This window comes from Pseudomonas sp. B21-041 (assembly GCF_024748675.1).
Lineage (GTDB): Bacteria > Pseudomonadota > Gammaproteobacteria > Pseudomonadales > Pseudomonadaceae > Aquipseudomonas > Aquipseudomonas neuropathica.
Genome location: NZ_CP087175.1, coordinates 4470635 through 4495154, shown reverse-complemented (window position 1 = coordinate 4495154; position 24520 = coordinate 4470635). Strand labels below are relative to the sequence as shown.

28 protein-coding genes are annotated in these 24520 nt (G+C 59.1%); 14 read left to right on the top strand and 14 right to left on the bottom strand.

Going from position 1 to position 24520, the window contains the following annotated elements:
- Window positions 1-59 precede the first annotated feature (59 nt).
- Window positions 60-311 (bottom strand): outer membrane lipoprotei OprI, encoded by a 252-nt coding sequence (gene oprI, locus LOY43_RS19855; RefSeq protein WP_003199355.1) that lies wholly within the window; start codon window positions 309-311, stop codon window positions 60-62.
- Between the two features lie 639 nt (window positions 312-950).
- Between oprI and LOY43_RS19850 the strand changes: the two genes are divergently transcribed.
- The gene (locus LOY43_RS19850; RefSeq protein ID WP_003226804.1) at window positions 951-1232 is read left to right on the top strand and encodes a GNAT family N-acetyltransferase; all 282 of its coding nucleotides are present in this window, start codon (window positions 951-953) and stop codon (window positions 1230-1232) included.
- Window positions 1233-1292: 60 nt separating this feature from the next.
- Here the strand turns inward: LOY43_RS19850 and LOY43_RS19845 are convergent, their stop codons facing one another.
- Both LOY43_RS19845 and LOY43_RS19840 read right to left on the bottom strand, forming a co-directional pair.
- Window positions 1293-2369, bottom strand: coding sequence for a 3-deoxy-7-phosphoheptulonate synthase (locus LOY43_RS19845; protein ID WP_007908583.1), 1077 nt, complete (start codon window positions 2367-2369; stop codon window positions 1293-1295).
- A 130-nt stretch (window positions 2370-2499) separates the two neighbouring features.
- Entirely contained in the window at window positions 2500-2943 is a 444-nt protein-coding gene (locus LOY43_RS19840; RefSeq protein ID WP_095048467.1) for a PilZ domain-containing protein, read from the bottom strand.
- On the opposite strand from LOY43_RS19840, the gene LOY43_RS19835 reads away from it, so the two are divergent.
- The 5 genes from LOY43_RS19835 to cysB all read left to right on the top strand — a co-directional run bounded on the left by LOY43_RS19835 (window position 2942) and on the right by cysB (window position 6898).
- Window positions 2942-3328: a co-chaperone YbbN gene (locus tag LOY43_RS19835; protein WP_095125141.1), complete on the top strand. Its 387-nt coding sequence runs from the start codon at window positions 2942-2944 to the stop codon at window positions 3326-3328. The two genes, LOY43_RS19840 and LOY43_RS19835, sit on opposite strands and share 2 nt — an antisense overlap.
- Window positions 3325-4281, top strand: coding sequence for a putative 2-dehydropantoate 2-reductase (locus LOY43_RS19830; protein WP_095048465.1), 957 nt, complete (start codon window positions 3325-3327; stop codon window positions 4279-4281). Before LOY43_RS19835 ends, LOY43_RS19830 begins: the two co-directional genes overlap by 4 nt.
- A gap of 22 nt (window positions 4282-4303) precedes the next feature.
- Window positions 4304-5209, top strand: a complete 906-nt coding sequence (locus LOY43_RS19825; protein WP_034155247.1) for a 5'-nucleotidase — start codon at window positions 4304-4306, stop codon at window positions 5207-5209.
- Between the two features lie 97 nt (window positions 5210-5306).
- The gene (locus LOY43_RS19820; RefSeq protein ID WP_095048464.1) at window positions 5307-5810 is read left to right on the top strand and encodes a universal stress protein; all 504 of its coding nucleotides are present in this window, start codon (window positions 5307-5309) and stop codon (window positions 5808-5810) included.
- Window positions 5811-5923: 113 nt separating this feature from the next.
- Window positions 5924-6898 carry an HTH-type transcriptional regulator CysB gene (gene cysB / locus LOY43_RS19815; protein WP_003183769.1) on the top strand — a complete coding sequence of 325 codons (975 nt, stop codon included), beginning with the start codon at window positions 5924-5926 and terminating at the stop codon, window positions 6896-6898.
- 9 nt (window positions 6899-6907) lie between these two features.
- Here the strand turns inward: cysB and LOY43_RS19810 are convergent, their stop codons facing one another.
- Together LOY43_RS19810 and LOY43_RS19805 are read right to left on the bottom strand one after the other, a co-directional pair.
- On the bottom strand, window positions 6908-7390 hold the full coding sequence (locus tag LOY43_RS19810; RefSeq protein ID WP_258708618.1) for a GreA/GreB family elongation factor: 483 nt from the start codon (window positions 7388-7390) through the stop codon (window positions 6908-6910).
- A 2-nt stretch (window positions 7391-7392) separates the two neighbouring features.
- Window positions 7393-7800: a hypothetical protein gene (locus LOY43_RS19805; RefSeq protein ID WP_095048462.1), complete on the bottom strand. Its 408-nt coding sequence runs from the start codon at window positions 7798-7800 to the stop codon at window positions 7393-7395.
- A gap of 124 nt (window positions 7801-7924) precedes the next feature.
- On the opposite strand from LOY43_RS19805, the gene earP reads away from it, so the two are divergent.
- Window positions 7925-9067, top strand: coding sequence for an elongation factor P maturation arginine rhamnosyltransferase EarP (gene earP, locus LOY43_RS19800; protein WP_258708617.1), 1143 nt, complete (start codon window positions 7925-7927; stop codon window positions 9065-9067).
- A gap of 48 nt (window positions 9068-9115) precedes the next feature.
- Window positions 9116-9685, top strand: coding sequence for an elongation factor P (locus tag LOY43_RS19795; protein ID WP_007908599.1), 570 nt, complete (start codon window positions 9116-9118; stop codon window positions 9683-9685).
- Window positions 9686-9807: 122 nt separating this feature from the next.
- Here LOY43_RS19795 and LOY43_RS19790 read toward each other — a convergent pair whose 3' ends face one another.
- From LOY43_RS19790 to LOY43_RS19775, 4 genes are all read right to left on the bottom strand, one after another.
- Window positions 9808-10818 (bottom strand): alpha/beta hydrolase, encoded by a 1011-nt coding sequence (locus LOY43_RS19790; RefSeq protein ID WP_220556657.1) that lies wholly within the window; start codon window positions 10816-10818, stop codon window positions 9808-9810.
- Window positions 10819-10852: 34 nt separating this feature from the next.
- Window positions 10853-11272 (bottom strand): organic hydroperoxide resistance protein, encoded by a 420-nt coding sequence (locus tag LOY43_RS19785; protein WP_007908600.1) that lies wholly within the window; start codon window positions 11270-11272, stop codon window positions 10853-10855.
- A 326-nt stretch (window positions 11273-11598) separates the two neighbouring features.
- The gene (locus LOY43_RS19780) at window positions 11599-12054 is read right to left on the bottom strand and encodes a MarR family winged helix-turn-helix transcriptional regulator (protein ID WP_258708616.1); all 456 of its coding nucleotides are present in this window, start codon (window positions 12052-12054) and stop codon (window positions 11599-11601) included.
- A gap of 72 nt (window positions 12055-12126) precedes the next feature.
- Window positions 12127-13083, bottom strand: a complete 957-nt coding sequence (locus tag LOY43_RS19775; protein WP_258708615.1) for a LysR family transcriptional regulator — start codon at window positions 13081-13083, stop codon at window positions 12127-12129.
- A 109-nt stretch (window positions 13084-13192) separates the two neighbouring features.
- Between LOY43_RS19775 and LOY43_RS19770 the strand changes: the two genes are divergently transcribed.
- Complete coding sequence (locus tag LOY43_RS19770) at window positions 13193-13942, top strand: sulfite exporter TauE/SafE family protein (RefSeq protein WP_220556655.1); 750 nt, start codon at window positions 13193-13195, stop codon at window positions 13940-13942.
- Here LOY43_RS19770 and LOY43_RS19765 read toward each other — a convergent pair.
- On the bottom strand, window positions 13932-14786 hold the full coding sequence (locus LOY43_RS19765) for a LysR substrate-binding domain-containing protein (RefSeq protein ID WP_007908606.1): 855 nt from the start codon (window positions 14784-14786) through the stop codon (window positions 13932-13934). The two genes, LOY43_RS19770 and LOY43_RS19765, sit on opposite strands and share 11 nt — an antisense overlap.
- 96 nt (window positions 14787-14882) lie before the next feature.
- On the opposite strand from LOY43_RS19765, the gene LOY43_RS19760 reads away from it, so the two are divergent.
- Window positions 14883-15104, top strand: coding sequence for a DUF1127 domain-containing protein (locus LOY43_RS19760; protein WP_095048457.1), 222 nt, complete (start codon window positions 14883-14885; stop codon window positions 15102-15104).
- A gap of 80 nt (window positions 15105-15184) precedes the next feature.
- Window positions 15185-16411, top strand: a complete 1227-nt coding sequence (locus LOY43_RS19755) for a winged helix-turn-helix domain-containing protein (protein WP_258708614.1) — start codon at window positions 15185-15187, stop codon at window positions 16409-16411.
- Window positions 16412-16509: 98 nt separating this feature from the next.
- On the opposite strand, the gene LOY43_RS19750 is transcribed toward LOY43_RS19755, so the two are convergent.
- Window positions 16510-17856, bottom strand: coding sequence for a class II 3-deoxy-7-phosphoheptulonate synthase (locus LOY43_RS19750; RefSeq protein WP_095048455.1), 1347 nt, complete (start codon window positions 17854-17856; stop codon window positions 16510-16512).
- 153 nt (window positions 17857-18009) lie between these two features.
- Here LOY43_RS19750 and LOY43_RS19745 point away from each other — a divergent pair, with 153 nt between their 5' ends.
- Window positions 18010-18765, top strand: coding sequence for a spermidine synthase (locus tag LOY43_RS19745; protein ID WP_095125136.1), 756 nt, complete (start codon window positions 18010-18012; stop codon window positions 18763-18765).
- Window positions 18766-18897: 132 nt separating this feature from the next.
- On the opposite strand, the gene LOY43_RS19740 is transcribed toward LOY43_RS19745, so the two are convergent.
- Window positions 18898-19689 (bottom strand): crotonase/enoyl-CoA hydratase family protein, encoded by a 792-nt coding sequence (locus LOY43_RS19740; protein ID WP_034155234.1) that lies wholly within the window; start codon window positions 19687-19689, stop codon window positions 18898-18900.
- Window positions 19690-20111: 422 nt separating this feature from the next.
- Between LOY43_RS19740 and LOY43_RS19735 the strand changes: the two genes are divergently transcribed.
- A complete protein-coding gene (locus tag LOY43_RS19735; protein ID WP_258708613.1) occupies window positions 20112-21785 on the top strand; it encodes a DEAD/DEAH box helicase in 1674 nt (557 codons plus the stop codon).
- Between the two features lie 105 nt (window positions 21786-21890).
- On the opposite strand, the gene LOY43_RS19730 is transcribed toward LOY43_RS19735, so the two are convergent.
- Entirely contained in the window at window positions 21891-22658 is a 768-nt protein-coding gene (locus LOY43_RS19730; RefSeq protein ID WP_220556652.1) for a class III extradiol ring-cleavage dioxygenase, read from the bottom strand.
- 103 nt (window positions 22659-22761) lie between these two features.
- On the opposite strand from LOY43_RS19730, the gene LOY43_RS19725 reads away from it, so the two are divergent.
- On the top strand, window positions 22762-23409 hold the full coding sequence (locus LOY43_RS19725; protein WP_258708612.1) for a thiopurine S-methyltransferase: 648 nt from the start codon (window positions 22762-22764) through the stop codon (window positions 23407-23409).
- Between the two features lie 115 nt (window positions 23410-23524).
- Here LOY43_RS19725 and htpX read toward each other — a convergent pair whose 3' ends face one another.
- On the bottom strand, window positions 23525-24412 hold the full coding sequence (htpX, locus tag LOY43_RS19720; RefSeq protein ID WP_007908619.1) for a protease HtpX: 888 nt from the start codon (window positions 24410-24412) through the stop codon (window positions 23525-23527).
- Window positions 24413-24520 lie beyond the last annotated feature (108 nt).

Sequence of the window (24520 nt, the reverse complement as noted above, 5' to 3'; positions counted from 1 at the left end):
GGGCACAAAAAAGCCGACCCGAAAAATCGGGTCGGCTCGATAACAACCCCGAAGGATTATTACTTGCGGCTAGCTTTGTCCAGCATGCGCAGAGCACGCTCGTTAGCTTCGTCAGCAGTCTGTTGTGCTTTTTGAGCAGCAGCCAGAGCTTCATCAGCTTTACGGTAAGCTTCGTCTGCACGAGCCTGGGAGCGAGCAGCTGCGTCTTCAGTAGCGGTCAGACGTGCTTCGGTTTCTTTCGATGCGCTGCTGCAACCGGTAGCCAGAACTGCGGCCAGAGCCAGAGCAGAGAATTTCAGAACGTTGTTCATCGTGTTCCCCTTCAAGGACTTTCAATTAAGTGGCTGTCTCCTCACGATTGAGGAAATAGCCGGCGTACATACTACCCATTACTTGTAGTAAGTAAACTGACGTAAGGCAAGAAGCAAAAAAAATTGTAGGCGTTGATTCTTTTTCGAGCAACTTTTAACTGCGCTGTTTAAAAAACATACAGCTACAAGCCCCGAGCTGAGCGAGTTAATGCGAAAAAGTTCCCGTTGCCACGTGCTGTTTTTGCAGTCTTGGCTAAAGTCTTTCTAGATGAATACGTCGACACTTTTGTTCCGAATTTGCGTGCTGCTTCGCTTATCTTTGTCCATGTTGAGGTGACTTTAAAAAAGGCTGCACGTCTTAAGTCTCAACATCCGGCAATGTTCAGGTGACCGGTTTGGCAAGATCTTCTTCCAGGCCCACCCTGCGTCCATCGGAGCAACCCCCCGTCAACCCGCTTGATGACGAGCGTACCTTGAGCATTTTTGCCAATGGTGCCTACTATTTATCAGGTGCCAGGTTGCGCGAGATCGGTGTGGCTCTTCTCGGTGTCCATCAGGCACGGGGTGGCGTAGATGTTCCTTCGCCGGAAAAACATCGGTAAGGTAGGGGTCAGAATTCAAGACCCGCGAGGAGTAGTGATGAGCGAGGCGTTGTCCATCCACCATGACCAGGCTGGTCATCAGTTCGAGACCAATGTGGACGGTCATCGTGCCTACCTGACCTATATGGATCTGGGGAAACAGACCCTGGATATCTATCGCACCTTCGTGCCCAATGCCCTGCGTGGCCGTGGCATTGCCGCAGCGCTGACCGAAAGCGCGCTGCAGTACGCCGAAGAAATGGGCTATACGGTGATCCCGTCGTGCTCCTACGTCGAGCGCTACATGGAGCGTCATCAGCGCCGCGCCGCCAAGATCTGAATCGCATACACAAAAACGCCGGGCATTGCCCGGCGTTTTTTTATGCCTGTAAAACGTGTATCAACTGCGCTGGCGTTTTGGCAGAACATCCTTGAGCTTTGCGTGCATGCTGCGCAGGGTGTTCTCGGTAGCGGACCAGTCGATGCAGGCATCGGTGATCGACACGCCGTATTGCAGGTCGGCGAGGTCTTTCGGAATCGCCTGGCAGCCCCAGTTCAGGTGACTTTCGACCATCAGGCCGATGATCGACTGGTTGCCTTCGAGGATCTGGTTGGCGACGTTCTCCATCACCAGCGGTTGCAGGGCCGGATCCTTGTTGGAGTTGGCGTGGCTGCAGTCGACCATGATGTTCGGCTTGATCTTCGCTTTGTTCAGCGCCTGCTCGCACAGGGCAACGCTGACCGAATCATAGTTCGGCTTGCCATTACCCCCGCGCAGCACCACGTGACCGTAGGCATTGCCTTTGGTGGTGACGATCGACACGCCACCTTCCTGGTTGATGCCGAGGAAGCGATGCGGGCTGGAGACCGACTGCAAGGCGTTGATCGCCACAGTCAGACCGCCGTCGGTGCCGTTCTTGAAGCCGACGGCCGAGGACAGGCCGGAAGCCATCTCACGGTGAGTCTGCGATTCAGTGGTACGTGCGCCGATGGCCGACCAACTGATCAGATCCTGCAGGTACTGCGGGGAAATCGGGTCAAGGGCTTCTGTCGCGGTCGGCAGGCCTTTTTCGGCCAGATCCAGCAGCAACTGACGACCGATGTGCAGACCGTCCTGAATCTTGAACGAGTCGTCCAGGTATGGATCGTTGATCAGGCCTTTCCAGCCCACGGTGGTGCGTGGCTTCTCGAAATACACGCGCATGACCAGATACAGGGTGTCGGAAACTTCCGCAGCCAGCACCTTGAGGCGATCGGCGTATTCGTGGGCAGCCTTGATATCGTGGATCGAGCACGGGCCGATCACTACGAACAGACGGTGGTCGGTGCCATCAAGAATGTTGCGAATGACTTCGCGGCCCTTGGTGACAGTGCGCAGGGCAGCATCGCTCAGAGGGATATCACGCTTGAGCTGATCGGGAGTGATCAGGGTCTCGTTAGAGGCGACGTTTAGGTCGTTGATCGGTAAATCAGCCATCGTTTACTCGTCAGGTCACGGGTGCCGGCCGCCAGCGATCCCCGCGCGGCGGAGCACAGCAGATTTAAGCGCGTCGGGGAGCGGAACCTTAGCGCGTAAAGCGCCTGCTCGACAATGGGCAAAAGGTGCTTTAGTCCAGCGCTGGCTGCGCAAAAGCCTTGCGCACGCTGTCGTGGGAGAACTCGTCGGCGTGTTGCTCGACCCATTGCAGGGCCACCGCCTGAATTTCTTGCAGGTCATCGTGGGTGTCGTGCATGCGGCAGTAGCGCTCGATCTGACACACTTGCTCACCCATTCGCGCACTGAACAGCGTCTGCTCATCGGTAAACGCGATGCCCACCAGATAGCCTTTTTTGCGCCGCAGGCACCACGCCACGTAGCCCGGATAACAAATGTCGGCATTCACTGACGGCATGCGCACTTGCAGCGCCGTGCCATGGCGCCAGGCACGGTGGTAATTGCAAGCGATGCCGCCGAGGCTGATAGTGTGCAGCTGTTGCCTGGAAATACACTCAGGCTTGAGCAAGGTTAATTCAACCGGCACCTCGTCCGGATGAGGAATGAAACGTCCCATGAGCACAGACTCCCTGTGTCAGCCATTTGACATTGTTTCCCCCAGTATAGTGGTCGAATCCGAACTGACCGATTTCGACGCCGACCAACGGCTGTTGGCGATGAGCGGCGTTTCGCTGGTGATTTTCACCAGCGTCGGCTGCGCCAGTTGCCGTTATGCCCGCGAAGTGTTGCCGGCTATGGCGCTGGGGATTGATCGTCTGTGCTGGATCGATGCCGGCGACAACGGCGGGTTGGTCGAGCGCTATCAGGTCTTTCATTTACCGGCGTTGTTCGTGGTGCGCGACGGCGAGTTCTTTGGGGCATTGCACACGCGCCTGACGGCCGATGCGTTGAACGCGGCGCTGGCGCAGGCACTGGGGCGAACTGCAGAGGAGTTGCCATGATGGGGGCAGTGAATAAACCGGTCGTAGGGATCATCGGCACCGGCGCAATTGGTGGTTTTTACGGTGTGATGCTGGCGCGCGCCGGTTTCGATGTGCACTTTCTGTTGCGCAGCGAGTTTTCGGCGGTGGCTGAGCGCGGTTTGCAAATCAACAGCGCGGTGCATGGCCCGCTGACGTTGCATCCGGCGCAGGCCTATTCGTCCGCCGAAGACATGCCCAAGTGCGACTGGTTGCTGGTGGGGGCGAAAACCACCAGCAACGCAGGTCTCGCGCCTTCAATCATTCAAGCGGCCAAACCGGACGCGAAAGTACTGGTGCTGCAAAACGGTCTCGACGTCGAAGACAGCTTGCGTGAGGTGCTTCCCGATTCCTTGCATCTGCTGGGCGGCTTGTGCCTGATTTGCGTACACCGCGAAGGTCCGGGTCTGGTGACCCATCAGGCACTCGGCGCGGTCAACGTTGGCTATCACAGCGGCCCGGCCATGGATGATGGCGCGCGCATGGCGATTGTCGAGGAGGGCAGCGGGTTGTTTCGCGCTGCCGGCATCGATTCCCAGGCAATGCCCAATCTGCAACAGGCGCGCTGGCAGAAACTGGTGTGGAATATTCCCTACAACGGACTCTCGGTGTTGCTCGGTGCAAGCACCACGCCGTTGATGGCCGATGTCGACAGCCGCGCGTTGATCCAGGCGTTGATGGCCGAAGTGGTGCAGGGCGCCAAGGCCTGCGGCCACGACGTGCCGCCGGGATACGCCGAGTATCTGTTCATGATGACCGAGAAAATGCCCGACTACTGGCCGAGCATGTACCACGACTTTTTGCATAAACGACCGCTGGAGCTGGAAGCGATCTACGCTCGGCCATTGGCGGCAGCGAAAGCAGCGGGTTGTGAGTTGCCGCGCATCGAAGCGTTGTATCGCAATTTGAGTTTTATCGACCGGCGCAACATTTAAGCCGGTCGCTCTGGGGGAAAGCATGGCCAAAAACATCGATGACAAACTGGTGCTGGCGATTTCGTCGCGCGCCTTGTTCGACCTGAGCGAGAGCCACAAGGTCTATCTGTCGAGCGGCGTTGAAGCCTATCGGCAATATCAGATCGAGCACGAAGACGAAATTCTTGCGCCCGGCGATGCCTTCCCGCTGGTGGAAAAACTGTTGGCACTCAACAGTCGCCTCGGCCGAGCACGGGTCGAGGTGATTCTGGTCTCGCGCAACAGCGCCGACACCGGCCTGCGCGTGTTCAACTCGATTCACCATTACGGTCTGGCGATTTCCCGCGCGGCGTTTGTTGGCGGGCGCAGTCCGTATCCGTATCTGAAAGCCTTTGGTTGCGACCTGTTTCTTTCGACCCATGCCGAAGACGTGCGCGCGGCCCTGGACGCTGGTTTCGCTGCCGCAACGATTCTGTCCGGCGGCGCCAGTCGCGCGGCCAGCGACGAATTGCGCATCGCCTTCGACGGCGACGCAGTGATTTTTTCCGACGAGTCGGAACGCGTCTATCAGTCCGGCGGGCTCGAAGCGTTTCAGGCCAAGGAGCGTGAGTCGGCTCGCGAGCCGTTGCGCGGTGGGCCGTTCAAGGGCTTTCTGGCGGCGCTCAATCTGTTGCAGCGCGAGTTTCCCGATGACGATTGCCCGATCCGCACGGCGCTGGTCACTGCACGTTCGGCGCCGGCCCATGAGCGGGTGATCCGCACCTTGCGCGAGTGGGACATTCGTCTCGACGAGTCACTGTTTCTCGGTGGCCTGACCAAGTCGGCGTTTCTCGAAGCGTTTGCTGCCGACGTGTTTTTCGACGATCAGGCCGGCCACTGCGAGCTCGCCCGCGAAGTGGTCGCCACCGGTCACGTGCCTCACGGCATCAGCAATGAGCCGTCCATCTAAAGCCCTGTGCTTCAAGACGTTGCGTCGCCCGTCGTAGTCGCCAAGGCACTGCTAAGCTGAATCAAATCTCCGCCATGTTGGCACGCGAGGAGGTCATATGATTCGTTCGATGCTGTATGCCACTGACCTCGGTCTGTACGCACCGTTAGTCATGCAGCATGCCCTGGCATTGGCGCGAACGTTCAATGCCGATCTGTACGTGGTGCACGCGGTGGAGCCGATGGGGTTGTTTGCCGAATCGGTATTGCAGAGTTATCTCGACGAGCAGGCATTGAACGAATTTCACAGCCAGGGTCTGAAAACTGTCATTGCCAATATCGAGCAGCGGGTGCTGGACAGTTTTCGCGAAGAATTGGGAGATGAAGGCGAGCTGGATCTGCAGCGCATTCGCGCCGTGCGCGTGCTGCAGGGCGATCCGTCGCAGGTGATTCTCGACCAGGTGCAGAAACTCTCCGTCGATCTGCTGATCGTAGGCAGTCATAGCCATGGGGTGGGCGCGGAAACGCCGTTGGGGCGCACGGCGGCGCGGGTCCTGCAATTGGCCAAGGTGCCGGTTTATCTGGTGCCGTTAGTGGAGCGGCGGCGGCGGGAGGATCGCTAAGGCAGGAATAATGGCGCTTTGATAAAAAAGTTCTAGATTTATTATTCAAACCATTAATATAGTTATATACCGTCGCTGATGCCCGTGGCGTCTACCTGCTTTGAGGGATTCATATGAAGCTTCAACAATTGCGCTACATCTGGGAAGTGGCGCACCACGACCTCAACGTTTCCGCTACAGCCCAAAGCCTTTACACCTCGCAACCGGGCATCAGTAAACAAATCCGCCTGCTGGAAGACGAACTCGGCGTCGAAGTGTTTGCCCGCAGCGGCAAACACCTGACCCGCGTGACCCCGGCCGGCGAGCGCATCATCACCACCGCCGGTGAGATTCTGCGCAAGGTCGAAAGCATCAAGCAGATCGCCCAGGAATTCTCCAACGAGAAGAAAGGCACCCTGTCGATCGCCACCACCCACACCCAAGCACGTTATGCACTGCCGCCGGTGATCAGCAATTTCATCAAGCAATACCCGGACGTGGCGCTGCACATGCACCAGGGTTCGCCGATGCAGATCGCCGAAATGGCCGCTGATGGCACTGTGGATTTTGCCATCGCCACTGAAGCGCTGGAGCTGTTCGGCGATCTGGTGATGATGCCGTGCTACCGCTGGAATCGTTGCGTGGTCGTACCGCAGGGCCATCCGCTGACCAAGTTGCCAAAGCTGACCCTGGAAGCGCTGGCCGAATACCCGATCGTGACTTACGTGTTCGGTTTTACCGGTCGTTCGAAACTCGACGAAGCTTTCAGCCATCGTGGTCTGACACCGAAAGTGGTGTTCACCGCAGCCGACGCCGACGTGATCAAGACTTACGTGCGTCTGGGGCTGGGCGTGGGCATCGTCGCTAAAATGGCAGTCGACACCAAACTCGACAACGATCTGGTGGTGCTGGACGCCAGCGAACTGTTCGAATCGAGCGTGACCAAGATCGGTTTCCGTCGCGGCACTTTCCTGCGCGGCTTCATGTGCGACTTCATCGAGAAGTTCGCGCCGCACCTGACTCGCGAAGTCATGGCCAAAGCCATTCAGTGCCACAACAAGCAGGAACTGGAAGAACTGTTCGACGGCGTCGAACTGCCGGTTCACTGATTCGTTGAATCAAAGCACCTCGGTGACAGCAAACTGTTGCCGGGTGCCCGCCACCAGAATCTCCACCTCATCACCTTCGCACTTGCCCAGCAGACCTTTGCCCAGCGGCGAGCGCGGAGTGATGACGGTAATCGGCTGACCGACCACATCGACTTTCAGGCCTGCTGCATCCGGCGCCAGAAACAGCCATTGCTCGCGACCCTTTTCGTCCTCCAGGCCGAGCAGGGCACCGACTTCGATACCACGATTTTCATCGTAGGCTCGCAGCGTCAGGTTCTGGCACAACGCCAGTGACTTACGGATTTCCTCGACCCGTTTTGCTTGCCCGGCTGCCAGATACGACGCTTCCAGACCCAGCGTGTCGTACTTGTTTTCGGCGATGTTTTCTTCGTGCGTCGCGGTTTCGTAAGCGGTTTGCGAGGCGCGTTCGGCGATGTCGAGGTCGATGCGCAGTTTGTCGAGAATCAGTTGGTGGACGATGTGCTTGTTCATGATCAATCGCAAAATTGCAAAACGTTGGCGCGGCTTTTTTCGCTCGGGGCCGTCTGATCCTGTTGCAGCCAGAACTGGCACTTCGGATTGGACAGGTTACGCGTGCTGCCGCGTGCCTGATCCAGACGTGCCTGTTGTTCGTTCTTGCGCAGGTTTTCTTCGTACTGCTGGAACTGCGGGCTCGGCGGCGCAATATCCGGTTGTACCTGCACGGCCGGCGGATTGGCCAGTTGCTGCACCGCTTGTGCAACCGGTGCCAGTTGTTCTTTGAAGACAAACTGCGACAGCAGCCAGCAAGTCAGCGCAATGGCGACAAAGCCCAGCCACATGCCCAGGGCAATGCTGCCGGTCAAATGCAGCGCGCTAAGCTGAACAGGCAACGGGCGACGCGGATTGGGGCGATACGGCATGGCTGCCTCCTGGCGGATGATTGCGGGCAAGTGGCGATTGTCGCACGAAGATTAATCGCCGTCGGCTCTTCTGCGCGAGGTGATTTATGCGGACAATCGCAGCTTTTGCCAACGGGAGTCTTGAATGCCGCAATTGAAACCCCGCTGGGATATTTTTTGCACCGTGGTCGACAACTTTGGCGACATCGGCGTGACCTGGCGCCTGGCCCGGCAATTGGCCGCTGAGCACGGTTTGACGGTGCGATTGTGGGTCGATGATCTGCGCGCCTTCGAACGCATTTGTCCGGCGATTGATATCAACGCCTCACAGCAATGGCAACAAGGTGTCGAAGTGCGGCACTGGCCAGCCGAGTGGGTGCACATAGAGGCGGCGGATGTGGTGATCGCTGCGTTCGCCTGTCAGTTGCCCAGTGATTACATGGACGCGATGGCCACGCGAGAGCCGCCGCCCTTGTGGATGAACCTCGACTATCTCAGCGCCGAAGACTGGGTGATTGGTTGTCACGGCTTGCCGTCGGTCAAATACAAATCGGTGCAGAAGTTCTTTTTCTTTCCCGGATTCCAGCCAGGCACTGGCGGGCTGTTGCGTGAGCGCGGCTTGCTCGAGCAGCGTCGGCAGTTTCAACAGGATGCCGAAGCTCAACGGCAATTCCTGCAAGGTCTCGGGATCGATCCTGCGTCTGACGCCGAGCTGATTTCGTTGTTTGCCTACGAGAATGCCGGGCTGGCCAGTTGGCTGGACGTTTTGGCGGCGGACGCTGCGCCGACTCACCTGTTGGTGCCGGAGGGGCGGATTCTTGGCGACGTGGCGCGCTGGCTCGGGGTGGAGACCCTGAGGGTGGACGAGATTAATGTGCGGCAGTCTTTGACTGTGCAGGTGTTGCCGTTCGTCCGTCAGGATCAATACGATCAGTTGCTCTGGTGCTGTGATTTCAACGCGGTGCGTGGTGAGGACTCGTTCGTGCGGGCGCAGTGGGCGGGGCGGCCGATGCTCTGGCACATCTATCAGCAGGACGAAGACATCCATCTGGACAAGCTTGATGCCTTCCTCGCGCTTTACACAAAAGGTCTATCACCGGCCGCTGCCGAGGCGATGAACGGTCTGTGGCGAGCCTGGAGCGCCGGTCAGCCCATCGGTGAACAGTGGCTCGAAGTCCGCAATCATTGGCCAGAACTGCAGGAAAATGCCGAAGCGTGGTGTCTGGAACAAGGCTTGCAGGCCGATCTTGCCGCAGCGCTGGTACAGTTTTACCTAAATTGGATATGATACGCGGCCTAGATTTTTGTAAATCCCATCCAAATTCGGATATTCGCAATGAAAACTGGTAAAGAACTGAAACCCGGTACCGTGATCCGTCTCGAGAACGATCCTTGGCTGGTTCAGAAAGCTGAATTCACCAAGTCGGGCCGTAACAGCGCGATCATGAAGACCAAGCTGAAAAACCTGCTGACCGGTTACAAGACCGAGATCGTTTACAGCGCTGACGACAAACTGGACGACGTAATCCTCGACCGCAAAGAAGCGACCCTGTCCTTCATCAGCGGCGACACCTACACGTTCATGGACACCACTGACTACACCATGTACGAGCTGAACGCTGAAGACATCGAAGCTGTTCTGCCTTTCGTTGAAGAAGGCATGACCGATGTTTGCGAAGCGATCTTCTTCGAAGAGCGTCTGGTTTCCGTAGAGCTGCCGACCACCATCGTGCGCGTAGTTGACTACACCGAAGGTTCGGCTCGTGGCGACACTTCCGGCAAAGTCATGAAGCCAGCCAAGCTGGCCAACGGTACCGAGCTGCAAGTTGCTGACTTCATCGAAATCGGTGACAAGATCGAAATCGACACCCGCGAAGGCGGTTCCTACAAAGGCCGTGCCAAATAAGCACTGCTTTTTACGGAAAGAAAAAGCCCGGCCATTGAGCCGGGCTTTTTTGTGCCTGCGATTTGAGCTTCACACAATCCCCTGTGGGAGCGAGCAAGCTCACTCCCACAATGGGATTGTGGTTACTTCAAGTGTTGCTTGAGTTCTTCAGATGCCTGCAACATCGCCGAACGTACTGCCGGCACCTGGCTGACCACGTTAAGCAAACCGTAATCGTGGATCATGCCGTTGTAACGCACCGACGTCACCGCTACACCGGCCTCGTCGAGTTTGCGTGCGTAGGCTTCACCTTCATCACGCAGCACATCGGCGCCTGCGGTCTGCACCAGTGCTGGCGGCAGGCCCTTCAGTTGTGCAGTGGTGGCCCGCAGCGGCGACGCGTAAATCTCGTTTCGCTGCTTGGCGTCGGTGGTGTAGTTGTCCCAGAACCACTTCATCATGTTGCGCGTGAGGAAGTGCCCTTCGGCGTACTGGTTGTAGGAGCCGGTGTCGAAATTGGCGTCCGTCACAGGCCACAACAGCACCTGGAACTTGATCGCCGGCGTGCCTTTGTCTTTGGCCATCAGTGCAACCACGGCCGCCATGTTGCCGCCGACGCTGTTGCCTGCGACGGCCAGACGTTTCCCATCGACATTGATTTCTTTGCCGTGCTCGGCGACCCACTTCGTTGCCGCGTAGGCCTGGTTGATCGCCACCGGGTAATGCGCTTCCGGTGAAGGCGTGTAATTGACGAACACCGCCGCCGCTCCTGAACCGACCACCAGATCCCGCACCAGCCGCTCGTGCGTCGGGAAATCGCCCAGCACCCAGCCACCACCGTGGAAGAACATGAACACTGGCAGCTCGCCCTTGACCCCGGCCGGCCGGACGATGGTCAGGCTCAACGGTTGGCCATCGACCTGGATGGTTTTCTCGCTTATGTCCGCTTTGGGCAGCGTCAACTTGACCCCGGACTGCGCGCCGACCAGCACGGCGCGGGCATCTTTGGGTGTCAGCTGTTCCATCGGTTTGCCGGTGCCGGCATTCAGCACATCGAGAAATGCCTGAGTGTTGTGTTCGACATCACCGGCAAATGCACTGTGGATGGACAGGGCGAGAAGGGTACCGGTCAAGACTTTGCTGAAAGTGTGCATGTTCATTTCCTGTTCGGGCCTGGGGTATCAGCAGTTAAACGGTGACGTGCAGACGCACATCGACGTTGCCACGGGTGGCGTTGGAGTACGGGCAGACCTGGTGGGCCGCGTCGACCAGCGCTTGTGCGTCGGCTTGTTCCAGGCCAGGCAGGCTGATGTGCAAATCGATGTCGAGACCGAAGCCACCGGGGATCTGGCCGATACCGACATGAGCGGTGATCGAGGCGTCGTCAGGGATTTTGCGTTTGGTCTGGCTGGCGACGAATTTCAGTGCGCCGATGAAGCAGGCCGAGTAGCCGGCCGCGAACAGTTGCTCTGGGTTGGTCGCCGCGCCGCCGGCACCGCCGAGTTCTTTCGGAGTGGCGAGTTTGACGTCGAGGATGTTGTCGCTGGAGATCGCACGACCATCACGGCCGCCAGTGGAGGTTGCGATTGCGGTGTAGAGAGTTTGCATGGTGTGAGCCTCATTGGGTGTGGTTTTGTGCGCTAATTGTTTGTGCGCTAAGTAAGTGCGAGGTGAATGTATCGCGCGAATATTTAGTGCGCAAGATAAATTTTTGAAAAAGCTGCACTTCCACGAAGGGGCGGGTATGAGAGGGTGGCTGTAAGGCTTGAGTTAGAGCGGATTGCGCGGTAGATCAGGTGGAAAAAATATTTTGCTGTCGATGAACCCAATGTGGGAGCGAGCCTGCTCGGGAATGCGGTGTATCAGTCACCATTCATACCGACTGACACTACGCATTCGCGAGCAGGCTCGCTCCCACAGGGACTGTGTGAAGGTCAGATCAGGCTTTCTTGCAAGTGACCGCGTAGCGCCTGCAACTCTGATTGCAGCTTCTGCAGGCGTTCCAGAGAGAAGCCGCTGGCGCCGAGGATGCATTGCGGAACGGTCTGGGCTTTTTCTTTCAGCGCTCGGCCTTGCTCGGTCAGGTCGACAATCACCACCCGCTCATCCTCACGACTGCGGGTGCGGCTGAGCAACCCTTCGCCTTCCAGACGCTTGAGCAGTGGCGTCAGCGAGCCAGGATCGGTCAGCAACCGCGAGCTGATTTCTCCGACCGTCAATCCATCCTTCTCCCACAACACCATCATCGCCAGGTACTGCGGATAGGTCAGGTTCAAGGCTTGCAGCAGCGGCTTGTAGACCTTGGTCATCATCAGCGAAGTGGAATGCAGGGCGAAGCAGGCCTGGTTATCCAGCAGCAGGTCGTCGCAGGTGTCGCGTTGGGAAGTCATGTCAAAGCCTTGTTCGGTGATGGTCATGAATCTAGCGCTCGAATCTTTAATGCGCCAGATAATTCTCCGGGTCTAATGGCGGTCGAGATCTCGTTTCAGCGCCAGATCCCACGGCGGCACTGGACTGAAACGAGTCTTGAGGTATTCAAGCAACAAGCGGCTGCGCGAGTTGGTTTGCTGTTCCATGCGCAGTGCGTAGATGCCGGTGGATTCCGGGGCCGGCAGACCGTTCTCGCAGAACAGCGGGACCAGTTCACCGCGCAGCAGGTATTCGCTCGCCAGCCAGGTCGGCAAATGCGCAATCCCTAATCCCGCCAAAGCCCCACACACCAGCGCTTCGGCATTGTTGGCGCTCATGCGGATGCGCGCCGGGCGGTGCAAATGCATCTGGCCGTCCTGCTCGAACCGCCAGGCGAAGGGCGGGGCGAGGCCTTCCCAGTCCAGACCGTCATGTTCACCAAGTTGTGCCGGACTGCCGGGCACGCCCCGGCGTTTGAGATAGTCAGGACTGGCACAGGCTATGCGCACCATGCTCGCCAAAGGCGTGGCCACCAATCGCGTGTCAGCCATTTGCCCGGCACGCAGTACCAGATCGACCTTGCCCAGGTTCGAGCCGCCCATGTCGACGAAACTGTCGATCAAGTGCAACTGCACATCCAGCCCCGGGTAGAGGACGAGAAAGTCGGCGATCACCGGTGCCAGATGCCGTCGCCCGAACGCGGCGGGGGCGTCGATGCGAATCAAACCTTCCGGCGCGCTGCTCAAGGACACGGCTTCGGCCCGCGCCAGTTGCAACTCGGCGACAATGCGCCGGGCACGTTCAGCAAACGCCAGACCGGCGGGTGTGGCTCTGACGGCGTGGGTGCTGCGTATAAATAACTGGCTGCCGACGGCGCTTTCCAGGCTGTCGATGCGTCGCGCAACGGCCGAAGGTGTCAGCGGATGACGGCGCGAGGCGGCGGAAAAACTGCCACTCTCCAGCACATCGAGAAACAACCCTAATTGTTCAGTCAGTTGGTTGGGGTTCATAAGAATTCACGCTTGTGCGAAATCAGCATAGCCATTGTGCGTTGCTGTGCGTTTCCCCGCCAGCAACGACTGCGTAGGATGAATCGCCTGACGTAAGAGGAATTGAGCTGTGATGGAGTTTTTGTTGTACCTGCTGTTCGGCGCCGCGCTTGGCACCCTTGGTGGCATTTTCGGTATCGGTGGCGGTTTGATCGCCATTCCGTTGCTCGGTGTGTGGTTCGGCCTCGATCAGCAGATTGCCCAAGGCACGGCGCTGGTCATGGTGGTGCCGAACGTGATGCTGGCGCTGTGGCGCTATCACCAGCGCAATCGCATCGAACTGCGGCATGCGTTGCCCTTGGCGGTGATGGGTTTTTGCTTTGCGTGGATCGGTTCGATCTGGGCGGTGGGTATCGATGCGCAAACCATGCGCATCGGTTTTGTCGCTTTCCTGGTGGTGCTCTCGGCGTACAACCTGCTGAAGATGTTCGGCAAGCAACCCGCTGCGACTTCCGAGATGCGCTATTCCTGGCCTTGGCTCGGCGTCCTCGGTGCGGCGTCCGGAACCATGGGCGGCTTGTTCGGTGTCGGTGGTGCCGTGGTGGCAACGCCGGTGCTGACCAGCCTCTTCGGCACCACGCAAGTGGTCGCTCAGGGCTTGTCGCTGGCGCTGGCGTTGCCAAGCACCGGCGTGACCCTGGTGACCTACGCGGTGCATAACGAAGTGGACTGGATGATCGGCCTGCCGCTGGCCATCGGCGGTCTGGCTAGCATCAGTTGGGGGGTGAAAGTTGCCCACGCCATGCCGGAAAAACTTCTGCGCGGGCTGTTCTGCGGTTTCCTGGTGCTGTGTGCGGTGATGCTCGCGTTTAAAGTTTAAAACCTTCGACGATATGCTCGGCCAGGCACTCGGTGATCGGCGACGGATTGTTCAGGTTGCGGATCAGCATGATGCTGGCCTCGGGCAACAGCGGCAGATCTTCGGCGGCGCCGAGAATGCGCATGTCCGGGGTGATCAGGCTTTCCAGTTGCGCGGTGATCGCCAGACCCGCGCTCACCACCGCCATCAACGCCGAGAGGCTGGTGCTGTTATAAGCGATGCGGTATTCGCGGCCCATCGCATCCAGTGCGTTACACGCCCACAAGCGGCAGAAACAATCACTGTTGAACATCGCCAGAGGTAGTGGCGTTTGTTCGTGGGCGCTGAAATTCTGCGCCTCGGCCCAGACAAAACGCTCCTTGCGCAGCAACTGACCGATTTCGTTGCCCGGTTCACGGGTGACGATCGACAAATCCAGGTCAGTACGCTGCAACAGTTGTTTGGTCGATTCGCAATGCACTTCGATCTGGATCAGTGGATAGAACTGCGCAAACCGCGACAGGATCCCCGGCAGAAAACGCATCACGTAGTCATCCGGCGTGCCGATGCGCACGGTGCCGACCATGTGCGGCTCGCGCAAGGTGTTGAACACTTCGCTGTGCAGCTTGAGGATGCGCCGCGCGTATCCGAGCAGCACCTGGCCTTCAGCGGTCAGGCGCACCTGGCGTCCGTCGCGCTCAAACAACTGCCGCTGCAACACGTCTTCTTCCAGACGCTTCATCTGCATGCTCACCGCCGATTGCGTGCGGTTGACCATTTCGCCGGCGCGGGTGAAACCGCCCTGATCGGCAATCGCGACAAAGGTGCGCAGGACATCGGTATCGATACTGGGGTAGGCCGACAATTGATGAATCTCCGTGATGCATGCCATCAGAAACATTCGTTGGATTGATCTTAGCGCCGGCGCGAGACTTGAGCCATCCACAAAGGAGGCAACACGATGAAAGGTCAAAGAGAGTATGTAGACGACGCAAAATTTTCCGGCCACGGCCATATCGTTTCCGACCTGCTGCACAAGTTTAGCCGCTGGTACGAATTGCACCGTGAACGCGAGTTGCTTGCCAGTCTGAGCGACGAAGCGTTGAAAGACATCGGCGTCAGTCGTGCCGATGTTGAACACGAGTCCGTGCGGCCGTTCTGGGATGATCCGATGCATAAATGACCCGCTGCATAAATGATCAGCAGAACGCTACACAAACCCTCTTCCAGTGAGGTAGGTTGCGAGCAGACAAGGAGATGCTCATGCCCGCGACTCTGGCCTTTTCCCTCAAACAGGCGCGACGACTGGCGCTGGCTGCCCAAGGGTTCAACGGGCGCCAGCCGCCGACCGTCAAGGCGCCACACGTCAACCGGCTGATCGAAAGGCTGGGTTTGCTGCAAATCGACTCCGTCAACGCCGTGGTGCGCTCGCACTACCTGCCGCTGTTTTCCCGTCTCGGTTCCTATTCTTCCGACTTGCTCGACCAGGCTGCCTGGAGTTCGGGGCGACGTCGCACGTTGTTCGAATACTGGGGACACGAAGCCTCGTTGCTGCCGATGTCGATGTATCCGTTGCTGGGCTGGCGCATGCAGCGGGCCAGGCGTGGCGAGGATATTTATCAGCAACTGGCCAGATTCGGTCGCGAGCAGCAGGACGTGGTGCGTCGGGTCTTGAATTCGGTGCAAGAGCAGGGCGCGTTGGGCGCCGGCAGCCTTTCAACCCGTGCAGACAAGGCCGGGCCGTGGTGGGACTGGAGCGCGGAAAAACATGCGCTGGAGTGGCTGTTCGCGGCGGGTGAAGTGACGGTGGCGGGGCGGCGTGGTTTTGAGCGTTTGTATGATTTGCCGGAGCGGGTGATCCCTTCATCGATCCTGCAACAGGGGTTGCCTGATGAGGCCGAAGCGCAACGCGGGTTGCTGTTGCACGCGGCACAGGCCTTGGGTGTCGGTACTGAAAAAGACCTGCGTGATTACTTTCGCCTGAATCCGGCGGATGCGCGGCCACGTCTCGCGGAACTGATTGAAGCCGGGCAGTTGCAGATGTGCGAGGTTGCCGGTTGGCGGCAAATCGCCTATTGCCTGCCGGAGCCGAGCGTCCCGCGCAAGGTCATGGCCAGTGCGCTGCTGTCGCCCTTTGATTCGTTGATCTGGGAACGCAGCCGGACTGAGCGCTTGTTCGATTTCCGTTATCGGCTGGAGATTTATACGTCACAGGACAAACGGGTTTACGGCTATTACGTGTTGCCGTTTTTGCACAACGAGCGGATTGCTGCGCGGGTGGATTTGCGGGCTGAACGGGCGGCGGGGCAGTTGGCGGTGCATGCGGTGCACGAGGAAGAGCCGGGGCTGGATGAGCAGGGGATGCTGGCGCTGGCGGAGAATCTGCGGCGGATGGCGGATTGGTTGGGGCTGGCGCGGGTGCAGTTGAATTGTCAGCGCGAGAGTGCGGCGCGGTTGCGGGTGGCATTGGCACAGATTGGGGGCGACTGAACCGGCCTCTTCGCGAGCAGGCTCGCTCCCACAGGGGATATGCGAACGACACAAATCCAGTGTGGGAGCGAGCCTGCTCGCGAAGGAGGCGACGCGGTCTAGCGGCGAACCTGTTTCAGGGTTTCAGCGATCAAAAACGCCAACTCCAGCGACTGATCAGCATTCATCCGTGGATCACAGTGCGTGTGATAACGATCCGACAAGCCATCTTCAGTAATCGGCCGTGCACCACCGATGCACTCGGTGACATTCTGCCCGGTCATCTCGATGTGAATGCCGCCGGCGTAAGTGCCTTCCGCCTCGTGCACCTGGAAGAACTGTTTAACCTCGCCAAGGATCTGCGCGAAGTCGCGGGTCTTGTAGCCGCTGCTGGCCTTGATGGTGTTGCCGTGCATCGGGTCGGAACTCCACAGCACTTGCTTGCCTTCGCGCTGCACCGCGCGGATCAGCGCCGGCAGGTGATCGCCCACCTTGTTCGCGCCCATCCGCGCAATCAGGTTGAGGCGCCCCGGATCGTTGTCCGGGTTGAGCACGTCGATCAGGCGGATCAGGTCATCGGGATCCATGCTTGGGCCAACTTTGACGCCGATCGGGTTGTTCACCCCGCGCAGGAATTCGACATGCGCGCCGTCGAGCTGACGAGTACGGTCACCGATCCACAGCATGTGCGCCGAGCAATCGTAGTAATCGTTGGTCAGGCTGTCGCGGCGCACGAAGGCTTCTTCGTAGTTCAGCAGCAGTGCTTCGTGGGCGGTGAAGAAGCTGGTTTCGCGCAGTTGCGGCGAGCTGTCCATGCCGCAGGCGCGCATGAACGCCAGGGTTTCATCGATGCGGTCGGCGAGGTGACTGTATTTTTCTGCCAGCGCCGAGTTGGCGATGAAATCGAGGTTCCACTTGTGCACTTGGTGCAGGTCGGCAAAACCGCCCTGAGCAAACGCGCGCAGCAGGTTCAGGGTCGCGGTGGACTGGTGATAGGACTGCAGCAGGCGCTCTGGATCCGGCACGCGGCTCTTTTCGTCGAAGCCGATGCCGTTGACGATGTCGCCCCGGTAAGCCGGCAGCGTCACGCCGTCGATGGTCTCGTCGTTGGCCGAACGCGGTTTGGCAAACTGACCGGCCATGCGCCCGACTTTGACCACCGGGCAGCCGGCGGCGAAGGTCATGACGATCGCCATTTGCAGTAACACTTTGAACGTGTCGCGAATCTTCGCGGCGGAGAATTCGGCAAAGCTTTCCGCGCAATCGCCGCCCTGCAGCAGGAATGCCCGGCCCTGGGTGACTTCGGCAAACTGGCGGCGCAGTTCGCGCGCTTCGCCGGCAAACACCAGTGGCGGATAACTGGCTAGCGTCTGCTCGACCTGGCGCAGATGCGCCGCGTCAGGATATTGGGGTTGTTGCTGGATCGGCAGGGCGCGCCAGCTATCAGGACTCCACGGTTGGCTCATCACGGTCTCTAATTGGTTCTACGCACGGGAAGCCCATGGTAGCAGCAATTAGTGCGTGACCTGCTCCCGCCCCATCGCCGACAATCGCCGCTTTGCCACGGCGCCACAGCGGTGCCATCGCGTCACCGCGCCCGGTGACCATCAGGAGACGAAATGACTGAGGAGCGCGTCGAGCATCTGCTCGCCGAAGTACAGGATGAGTTCGGCGTGATTCGCGTGCTGGAAGTGGCCGATTACCGCTTTCTCGAGTTCGGCGATGCGATCGAGCAGAGCTGCGTGTTCACCGCAGATCCGAGCTGGCTCGAATACGATTACACCCGGGCGATGCTGATCGGCGCGTTGTGCCACGAGCAGCCGGAGAGCGCGCTGTTTCTAGGACTCGGCGCCGGTACATTGACCCAGGCCTGCCTCAAGTTCCTGCCGCTGGAAGATGTCGAAGCCATTGAACTGCGTCCGGATGTGCCGCGCCTAGCCATCGAATACCTTGGCCTGGACGATGATCCGCGGCTGTACATCCGTGTTGGCGATGCGCTGGAGTTACTGCCGACGGCTGAGCCGGCGGATCTGATTTTTGTCGACCTGTATACCGATGTCGGCCCGGGCGTCGGGCATCTGGCCTGGAGTTTTCTCGGCGACTGCCAGAAGCGTCTGAATCCGGGTGGCTGGCTGGTGATCAATCAGTGGGCCACCGATGACGGCAAGCCTCTGGGCGCGGCGTTGTTGCGCGGGCTCTATCACCGGCATTACTGGGAATTGCCGGTGAAGGAGGGCAACGTGATTCTGATTGTGCCGGCGGACCTCGATCAGGAGTTGGACATGCAGGCACTGACGGCCCGGGCTGAAGCGCTGGCACCGCGGTTGGGGTATTCGTTGCAGTCGTTGATCAACAGTATTCGCCCAGCCACCTGAGGCGTCAGTGCTGTCCCCATCGCTGGCAAGCCAGCTCCCACAGGGTTCGCGCCGTACGCAAAATGTGTGAACGACTCGGTCACTGTGGGAGCTGGCTTGCCAGCGATGGCGCCCTGACAGGCGCCATAATTCTCAGATCCCCTTGAATATGCCAGGCCGCCGCTCCACCAGCGACCGCACCCCTTCCTTGGCATCCTCACTCGCCAACAATTTCTTCACCAGCGCCGGTAACCCTTGCGCGGCCGCCGTCTCACCCTCATACCTTGCCTGCCGCGCCGACATCAACGTCGCCTGTACCCCCAACGGCGCCTGCCGGGCAATCCGCTCAGCCAATTCAATCGCCCGCGGCAACAGGTCTTCGCTGGCCATGACTTCCTGCACCAACCCCAGGTGCAACGCCTCGTGCGCATCAAACTCATCGCCGGTCAGCAGCCAGCGCATCGCGTTGCCCCAACCGGCAATCTGCTGAAAACGTAAAGTCGCACCACCAAAAGGAAAGATCCCACGCTGCACTTCCATCTGCGCGAAGCGGGTATTGCTCGCACACAGGTTTATATCGGCTGCCAGCATCAGCTCGATGCCGATGGTCAGGCAGTAACCCTGCGCGGCGACAATCACTGGTTTGCTCACCCGTGGCCCGACGAAAACACCCCATGGATCGCAACCGCCGGTCGGAACCTGCCAGCCCTGGGCGAGGGCGGAACTGGCGTTGACCAGATCCAGGCCAGCGGTAAAGTGCTCGCCATGCCCGAACACCACCGCCACACGCGCTTCGCTGTCGGCCTCGAACTCGCCGTAGGCCAGGCTCAGCTCGTTGAGCAGGTCGAGGTCGAAAGCATTGCGCTTGGCCGCTCGATCCAGGCCAATCAGATGGACGTGACCACGACGTTCACGGCTGACGCGGCCGGGGCAGGGCTGATTCATGGCGAAATCCTCGGGCGGGAAGGGCGGGTGCAGCGACGGTATGCCGCACATCAGTGAATCGTTTAAGCGTCATCGCCCGCAGGGCCGGGCCTTTGAAAAATAGACCTTCGCGCGATTATCCGCAAAACCCCGTTACACAGCGGTGACACGCTCATTCAGGCAATAAAAAAAGCTCCCTTTTTGGGCAAAATCCGGTATAGTGCGCGCCGGCCTTTAACCGGGCCGCGTTTAGGTAGCGCATTTCCCGAAGTCAGCTTCGGCTGCACGTCCGCATTGCGGGCTCTTCCCGGACGATTCTTTTTTTCATTCATTCGTTTTCGCAAATCCCCGCCGACAAAGCTGCCAGGGCGACTCTTGAGTCTCAACACGGCATGCGCAGCTTTGGAGCATGGGTCTTTGCGGATGCACTTAGAGGCAGACCCATGACCCAGGAAACCGGCGGATTCGCCGCTTTTAATCTTAACCCGAATATTCTTGCAGCCGTCGCAGCGACTGGCTACGAAGAGCCTTCGGCGATTCAGCAGCAATCGATCCCGATCATCATGGCCGGCCAGGACATGATTGGTCAGGCGCAAACCGGTACCGGTAAAACCGCCGCGTTCGCACTGCCTATTCTGCACCGCATCGATCCTGCCAAGCGCGAACCGCAAGCCCTGATCCTGGCGCCAACTCGTGAGTTGGCGCTGCAAGTAGCAACCGCTTTTGAAACCTACGCCAAGCAAATGCCGGGCGTTACCGTTGTGGCCGTTTACGGCGGCGCGCCTATGGGCCCACAACTGAAAGCAATCCGTAATGGCGCACAGATCGTTGTCGCCACTCCGGGCCGTCTGTGCGACCACCTGCGTCGCGACGAAAAAGTTCTGTCGACCGTGAACCACCTGGTTCTCGACGAAGCTGACGAAATGTTGAAACTGGGCTTCATGGATGACCTGGAAGTCATCTTCAAGGCTCTGCCAGCGACCCGTCAGACCGTTTTGTTCTCGGCGACCCTGCCGCAGTCGATCCGCGCCATTGCCGAACGCCACCTGCGCGATCCGCAACACGTGAAGATCCAGACCAAGACCCAGACCGTTACCGCGATCGAACAGGCTCACCTGTTGGTTCACGCTGACCAGAAGACTTCGGCCGTTCTCAGCTTGCTGGAAGTGGAAGATTTCGACGCTCTGATCATGTTCGTACGCACCAAGCAAGCGACCCTGGATCTGGCCAGCGCCCTCGACGCCAAAGGCTACAAAGCCGCGGCGCTGAACGGTGACATCGCCCAGAACCAGCGTGAGCGCGTCATCGACTCGCTGAAAGATGGCCGTCTGGACATCGTTGTCGCGACCGACGTAGCTGCTCGTGGTCTGGACGTTCCGCGCATCACTCACGTGTTCAACGTTGACATGCCGTACGACCCAGAGTCCTACGTTCACCGTATCGGCCGTACTGGCCGTGCCGGTCGCGAAGGTCGTGCACTGCTGCTGGTGACTCCACGTGAGCGCCGCATGCTGCAAGTGATCGAGCGTGTAACCGGTCAGAAAGTCGCTGAAGTTCGCCTGCCGGACGCTCAAGCCGTTCTCGATGCACGCATCAAGAAACTGACCAACAGCCTGTCGCCACTGGTCGCTGATGCCGAATTGACCCACGGTGAGCTGCTCGATCGTCTGACTGCAGACATCGGCTGCACCCCGCGTGCTCTGGCTGCTGCGCTGCTGCGCAAAGCCACCAACGGTCAAGCGCTGAACCTGGCTGCCATCGAGAAGGAACGTCCACTGGTGCCGAACAACGCACCGCGTGGCGACCGTCCTGAGCGCACCGGTGATCGTCCTGATCGTGGTGACCGTGAGCGTCGCGCGCCAATGCCTTTGGGCGAAGGCCGTGCTCGTTGCCGTACCGCGCTGGGTGCGCGTGACGGTATCGCTGCGAAAAACCTGCTGGGCGCCATCCTCAACGAAGGCGGTCTGGCCCGTGAAGCGATCGGTCGCATCCAGGTGCGTGACAGCTTCAGCCTCGTCGAGCTGCCGGAAGATGGTCTGGACAAACTCCTGACCAAACTGAAGGACACTCGCGTTGCCGGTAAGCAGCTGAAACTGCGTCGCTATCGCGAAGATTGATCCGCCCTTGGGCTGATTGATCGCACATAAAAAATCCCCGACTGGTTCGGGGATTTTTTTTGCCTGTTTTTTGCCTTTGTGGGAGCGAGCCTGCTCGCGAAGGCGTCAACCGAAACGATAAATATCCATGCCCAGCGCGCCCATCGTGAAACCCTGATGAGCAACGCTGAACTCTCCCCCCGCGCCCCGGGCAAAATACAACGGCAACAAATGCTCATCGCTCGGATGGCTGCGCACCGCATTTGGTGCCTGCTGGCGATAATCATGCAGCGCTGCCTCATCGTCGGCCGCCAACTTCTCGATCACCCAGTCACGGAAATCCCGCGCCCACGGCTCGACACTTTCCGGGCCGGCGTGCCAGTCCAGTTCGCGCAGGTTGTGCGTGATGCTGCCGGAACCGATCAGCAAAATGCCCTGATCACGCAGACTCGCCAGCGCGCGGCCGACCCGGGTTTGCAGCGCCGGGCCCGCGCGGCTCGGTAGCGAAACCTGCACCACTGGAATATCCGCCAGCGGGTACATCAGCGACAGTGGCACCCAAACACCGTGATCGAACGGGCGTTGCGGATCGAGACGGGCAGGCAGGTTGTTGGCAGTCAGTAGATCAGCCACCTCAGCAGCCAGTTGCGGATTACCCGGCGCCGGATACTGCACTTCAAACAGCGCCCGGGGAAAGCCGCCGAAGTCATGCCAGGTTTCCGGTTGTGCATGGCTGCTGACCTGCAGTTCCTGGCTTTCCCAGTGCGCGGAGACGATGACGATGGCTTTGGGTTTCGGCAATTCGGCGGCCAGACGAGCCAGAGCCGGGCCACTGGCGCCGGGCTCCAGGGCCAGCATGGGTGAACCATGGGAAATGAACAGGCTGGGCAACATGGCGGGTTCCTGAGCGTTAAGATGGCTTCATCTTCAGTCAGATCATTGATCTAAATCTAATATAAGTTTTAACGCTTTTTGATCGAATTATTGGGAGTGATGCATGCAGCCTGAGTTTTGGCACAAGAAGTGGGCTTCGGGGCAGATTGGTTTCCATCTGCCCGAGGTAAACCCGTATTTGCAGCGGCACTGGGCGGTATCGGCTGCGGCGCGAGTGCTCGTGCCTCTGTGTGGGAAAAGTCTGGATCTGGCGTGGCTGGCCGGACGTGGTCATCAGGTGCTCGGGGTCGAACTGTCGGAAAAGGCTATCGAGGACTTTTTCAGTGAATATCAGGTGCAGCCGCAGATTAGCCAGAAGGGCGCGTTCAAGGTCTATCGCGGTGATGCCATCGAACTGTGGTGCGGTGACTTTTTTGCGCTGACGGCCGCCGATGTTGCCGATTGCGCCGCGTTGTACGACCGCGCCGCGCTGATTGCCTTGCCGGCGCCGATGCGTGAGCGTTATGCGGCGCATCTTCAGCAGATCCTCCCAAAGGGCGTGCACGGGTTGCTGATTACCCTGGATTACGATCAGGCGCAGATGCCGGGGCCGCCGTTTGCGGTGGGGGATGATGAGGTGCAGCGGTTGCTGAGTGGTGCCTGGCAGGTGCCGGTGCTGGAAGAGCAGGATGTGCTGGGGGAGAGCGGGAAGTTCCTTCAGGCTGGCGTGACGCGGCTGGAGGAGCGGGTTTATCGGGTTTCTTCTCGATAGTTTTTGGCTGACAGTGCCTGCTCGCGAAGAGGTCATCAGCAACAATCCATTATTTGCACAGAAACAAAAAAGGCCCGCATCACTGCGGGCCTTTTTCATTGTTACACCGGTCGGATCAACCGCGACGACGCAGGGCGTCGATACGCTCTTCCAGCGGCGGGTGGCTCATGAACATGCGGGCAAAGCCCTGTTTGATACCACCGTTGATGCCAAAGGCGTTAAGGGTGTCTGGCATGTGCACCGGCAGACCTTGTTCGGCGCGCAGGCGTTGCAGTGCGCCGATCATTGCGCTGGTGCCGGCCAGGCGGGCGCCGGCTTCGTCGGCACGGAATTCGCGCTTGCGCGAGAACCACATGACGATCGCACTGGCGAGAATGCCCAGTACCAGTTCGGCGAAAATGGTCGCCACGTAGTAGGCGATGCCCTGGCCTTCTTCGTTCTTGAAGATCACCTTGTCGACGAAGTTGCCGATGATCCGTGCAAAGAACATCACGAAGGTATTCACCACGCCCTGGATCAGCGCCAGGGTGACCATGTCGCCGTTGGCGACGTGGCCGATTTCGTGGGCCAGCACGGCTTTCACTTCATCGGGTGAGAAGCGCTCGAGCAAGCCCTGGCTGACCGCGACCAGTGCGTCGTTCTTGTTCCAGCCGGTGGCGAAGGCGTTTGCTTCGTAGGCCGGGAAAATACCGACTTCGGGCATCTTGATCCCGGCTTCGCGGGACAGTTGCTCGACAGTTTGCAGCAGCCATTGCTCATGCCGGGTACGTGGCTGGCTGATGATCTGGGTGCCAGTGCTCATCTTCGCCATCCACTTGGAGATGAACAGCGAGAACAGCGAGCCGGCGAAACCAAAGACTGCACAGAAAACCAGCAGCTGACTAAGGTCGAGATCAACCCCGTTGGCCGCCATGAACCCGTTGAAGCCGAAAAGGCTCAGGGTGATGCTGGCTATCAGCACGACCGCCAGGTTAGTGGCCAAAAACAGCAGGATGCGCATCATGGTTGTAGAAATCTCCTCAAGCTAAAGATGTAGCGTACTGCGGGGTATATAAGGTGCTGCACCGGGCTATTCAACTGAGTGACTATTTCAAACTGTGTCCTACAGCGG

Bases quoted from the DNA above. Each gene is read 5' to 3' on its own strand.
- oprI (WP_003199355.1), bottom strand. From the start codon at position 311: ATGAACAACGTTCTGAAATTCTCTGCTCTGGCTCTGGCCGCAGTTCTG.
- LOY43_RS19850 (WP_003226804.1), top strand. From the start codon at position 951: ATGAGCGAGGCGTTGTCCATCCACCATGACCAGGCTGGTCATCAGTTC.
- LOY43_RS19845 (WP_007908583.1), bottom strand. From the start codon at position 2,369: ATGGCTGATTTACCGATCAACGACCTAAACGTCGCCTCTAACGAGACC.
- LOY43_RS19835 (WP_095125141.1), top strand. From the start codon at position 2,942: ATGAGCACAGACTCCCTGTGTCAGCCATTTGACATTGTTTCCCCCAGT.
- LOY43_RS19840 (WP_095048467.1), bottom strand. From the start codon at position 2,943: ATGGGACGTTTCATTCCTCATCCGGACGAGGTGCCGGTTGAATTAACC.
- LOY43_RS19830 (WP_095048465.1), top strand. From the start codon at position 3,325: ATGATGGGGGCAGTGAATAAACCGGTCGTAGGGATCATCGGCACCGGC.
- LOY43_RS19825 (WP_034155247.1), top strand. From the start codon at position 4,304: ATGGCCAAAAACATCGATGACAAACTGGTGCTGGCGATTTCGTCGCGC.
- LOY43_RS19820 (WP_095048464.1), top strand. From the start codon at position 5,307: ATGATTCGTTCGATGCTGTATGCCACTGACCTCGGTCTGTACGCACCG.
- cysB (WP_003183769.1), top strand. From the start codon at position 5,924: ATGAAGCTTCAACAATTGCGCTACATCTGGGAAGTGGCGCACCACGAC.
- LOY43_RS19810 (WP_258708618.1), bottom strand. From the start codon at position 7,390: ATGAACAAGCACATCGTCCACCAACTGATTCTCGACAAACTGCGCATC.
- LOY43_RS19805 (WP_095048462.1), bottom strand. From the start codon at position 7,800: ATGCCGTATCGCCCCAATCCGCGTCGCCCGTTGCCTGTTCAGCTTAGC.
- earP (WP_258708617.1), top strand. From the start codon at position 7,925: ATGCCGCAATTGAAACCCCGCTGGGATATTTTTTGCACCGTGGTCGAC.
- LOY43_RS19795 (WP_007908599.1), top strand. From the start codon at position 9,116: ATGAAAACTGGTAAAGAACTGAAACCCGGTACCGTGATCCGTCTCGAG.
- LOY43_RS19790 (WP_220556657.1), bottom strand. From the start codon at position 10,818: ATGCACACTTTCAGCAAAGTCTTGACCGGTACCCTTCTCGCCCTGTCC.
- LOY43_RS19785 (WP_007908600.1), bottom strand. From the start codon at position 11,272: ATGCAAACTCTCTACACCGCAATCGCAACCTCCACTGGCGGCCGTGAT.
- LOY43_RS19780 (WP_258708616.1), bottom strand. From the start codon at position 12,054: ATGACTTCCCAACGCGACACCTGCGACGACCTGCTGCTGGATAACCAG.
- LOY43_RS19775 (WP_258708615.1), bottom strand. From the start codon at position 13,083: ATGAACCCCAACCAACTGACTGAACAATTAGGGTTGTTTCTCGATGTG.
- LOY43_RS19760 (WP_095048457.1), top strand. From the start codon at position 14,883: ATGAAAGGTCAAAGAGAGTATGTAGACGACGCAAAATTTTCCGGCCAC.
- LOY43_RS19755 (WP_258708614.1), top strand. From the start codon at position 15,185: ATGCCCGCGACTCTGGCCTTTTCCCTCAAACAGGCGCGACGACTGGCG.
- LOY43_RS19750 (WP_095048455.1), bottom strand. From the start codon at position 17,856: ATGAGCCAACCGTGGAGTCCTGATAGCTGGCGCGCCCTGCCGATCCAG.
- LOY43_RS19745 (WP_095125136.1), top strand. From the start codon at position 18,010: ATGACTGAGGAGCGCGTCGAGCATCTGCTCGCCGAAGTACAGGATGAG.
- LOY43_RS19740 (WP_034155234.1), bottom strand. From the start codon at position 19,689: ATGAATCAGCCCTGCCCCGGCCGCGTCAGCCGTGAACGTCGTGGTCAC.
- LOY43_RS19735 (WP_258708613.1), top strand. From the start codon at position 20,112: ATGACCCAGGAAACCGGCGGATTCGCCGCTTTTAATCTTAACCCGAAT.
- LOY43_RS19730 (WP_220556652.1), bottom strand. From the start codon at position 22,658: ATGTTGCCCAGCCTGTTCATTTCCCATGGTTCACCCATGCTGGCCCTG.
- LOY43_RS19725 (WP_258708612.1), top strand. From the start codon at position 22,762: ATGCAGCCTGAGTTTTGGCACAAGAAGTGGGCTTCGGGGCAGATTGGT.
- htpX (WP_007908619.1), bottom strand. From the start codon at position 24,412: ATGATGCGCATCCTGCTGTTTTTGGCCACTAACCTGGCGGTCGTGCTG.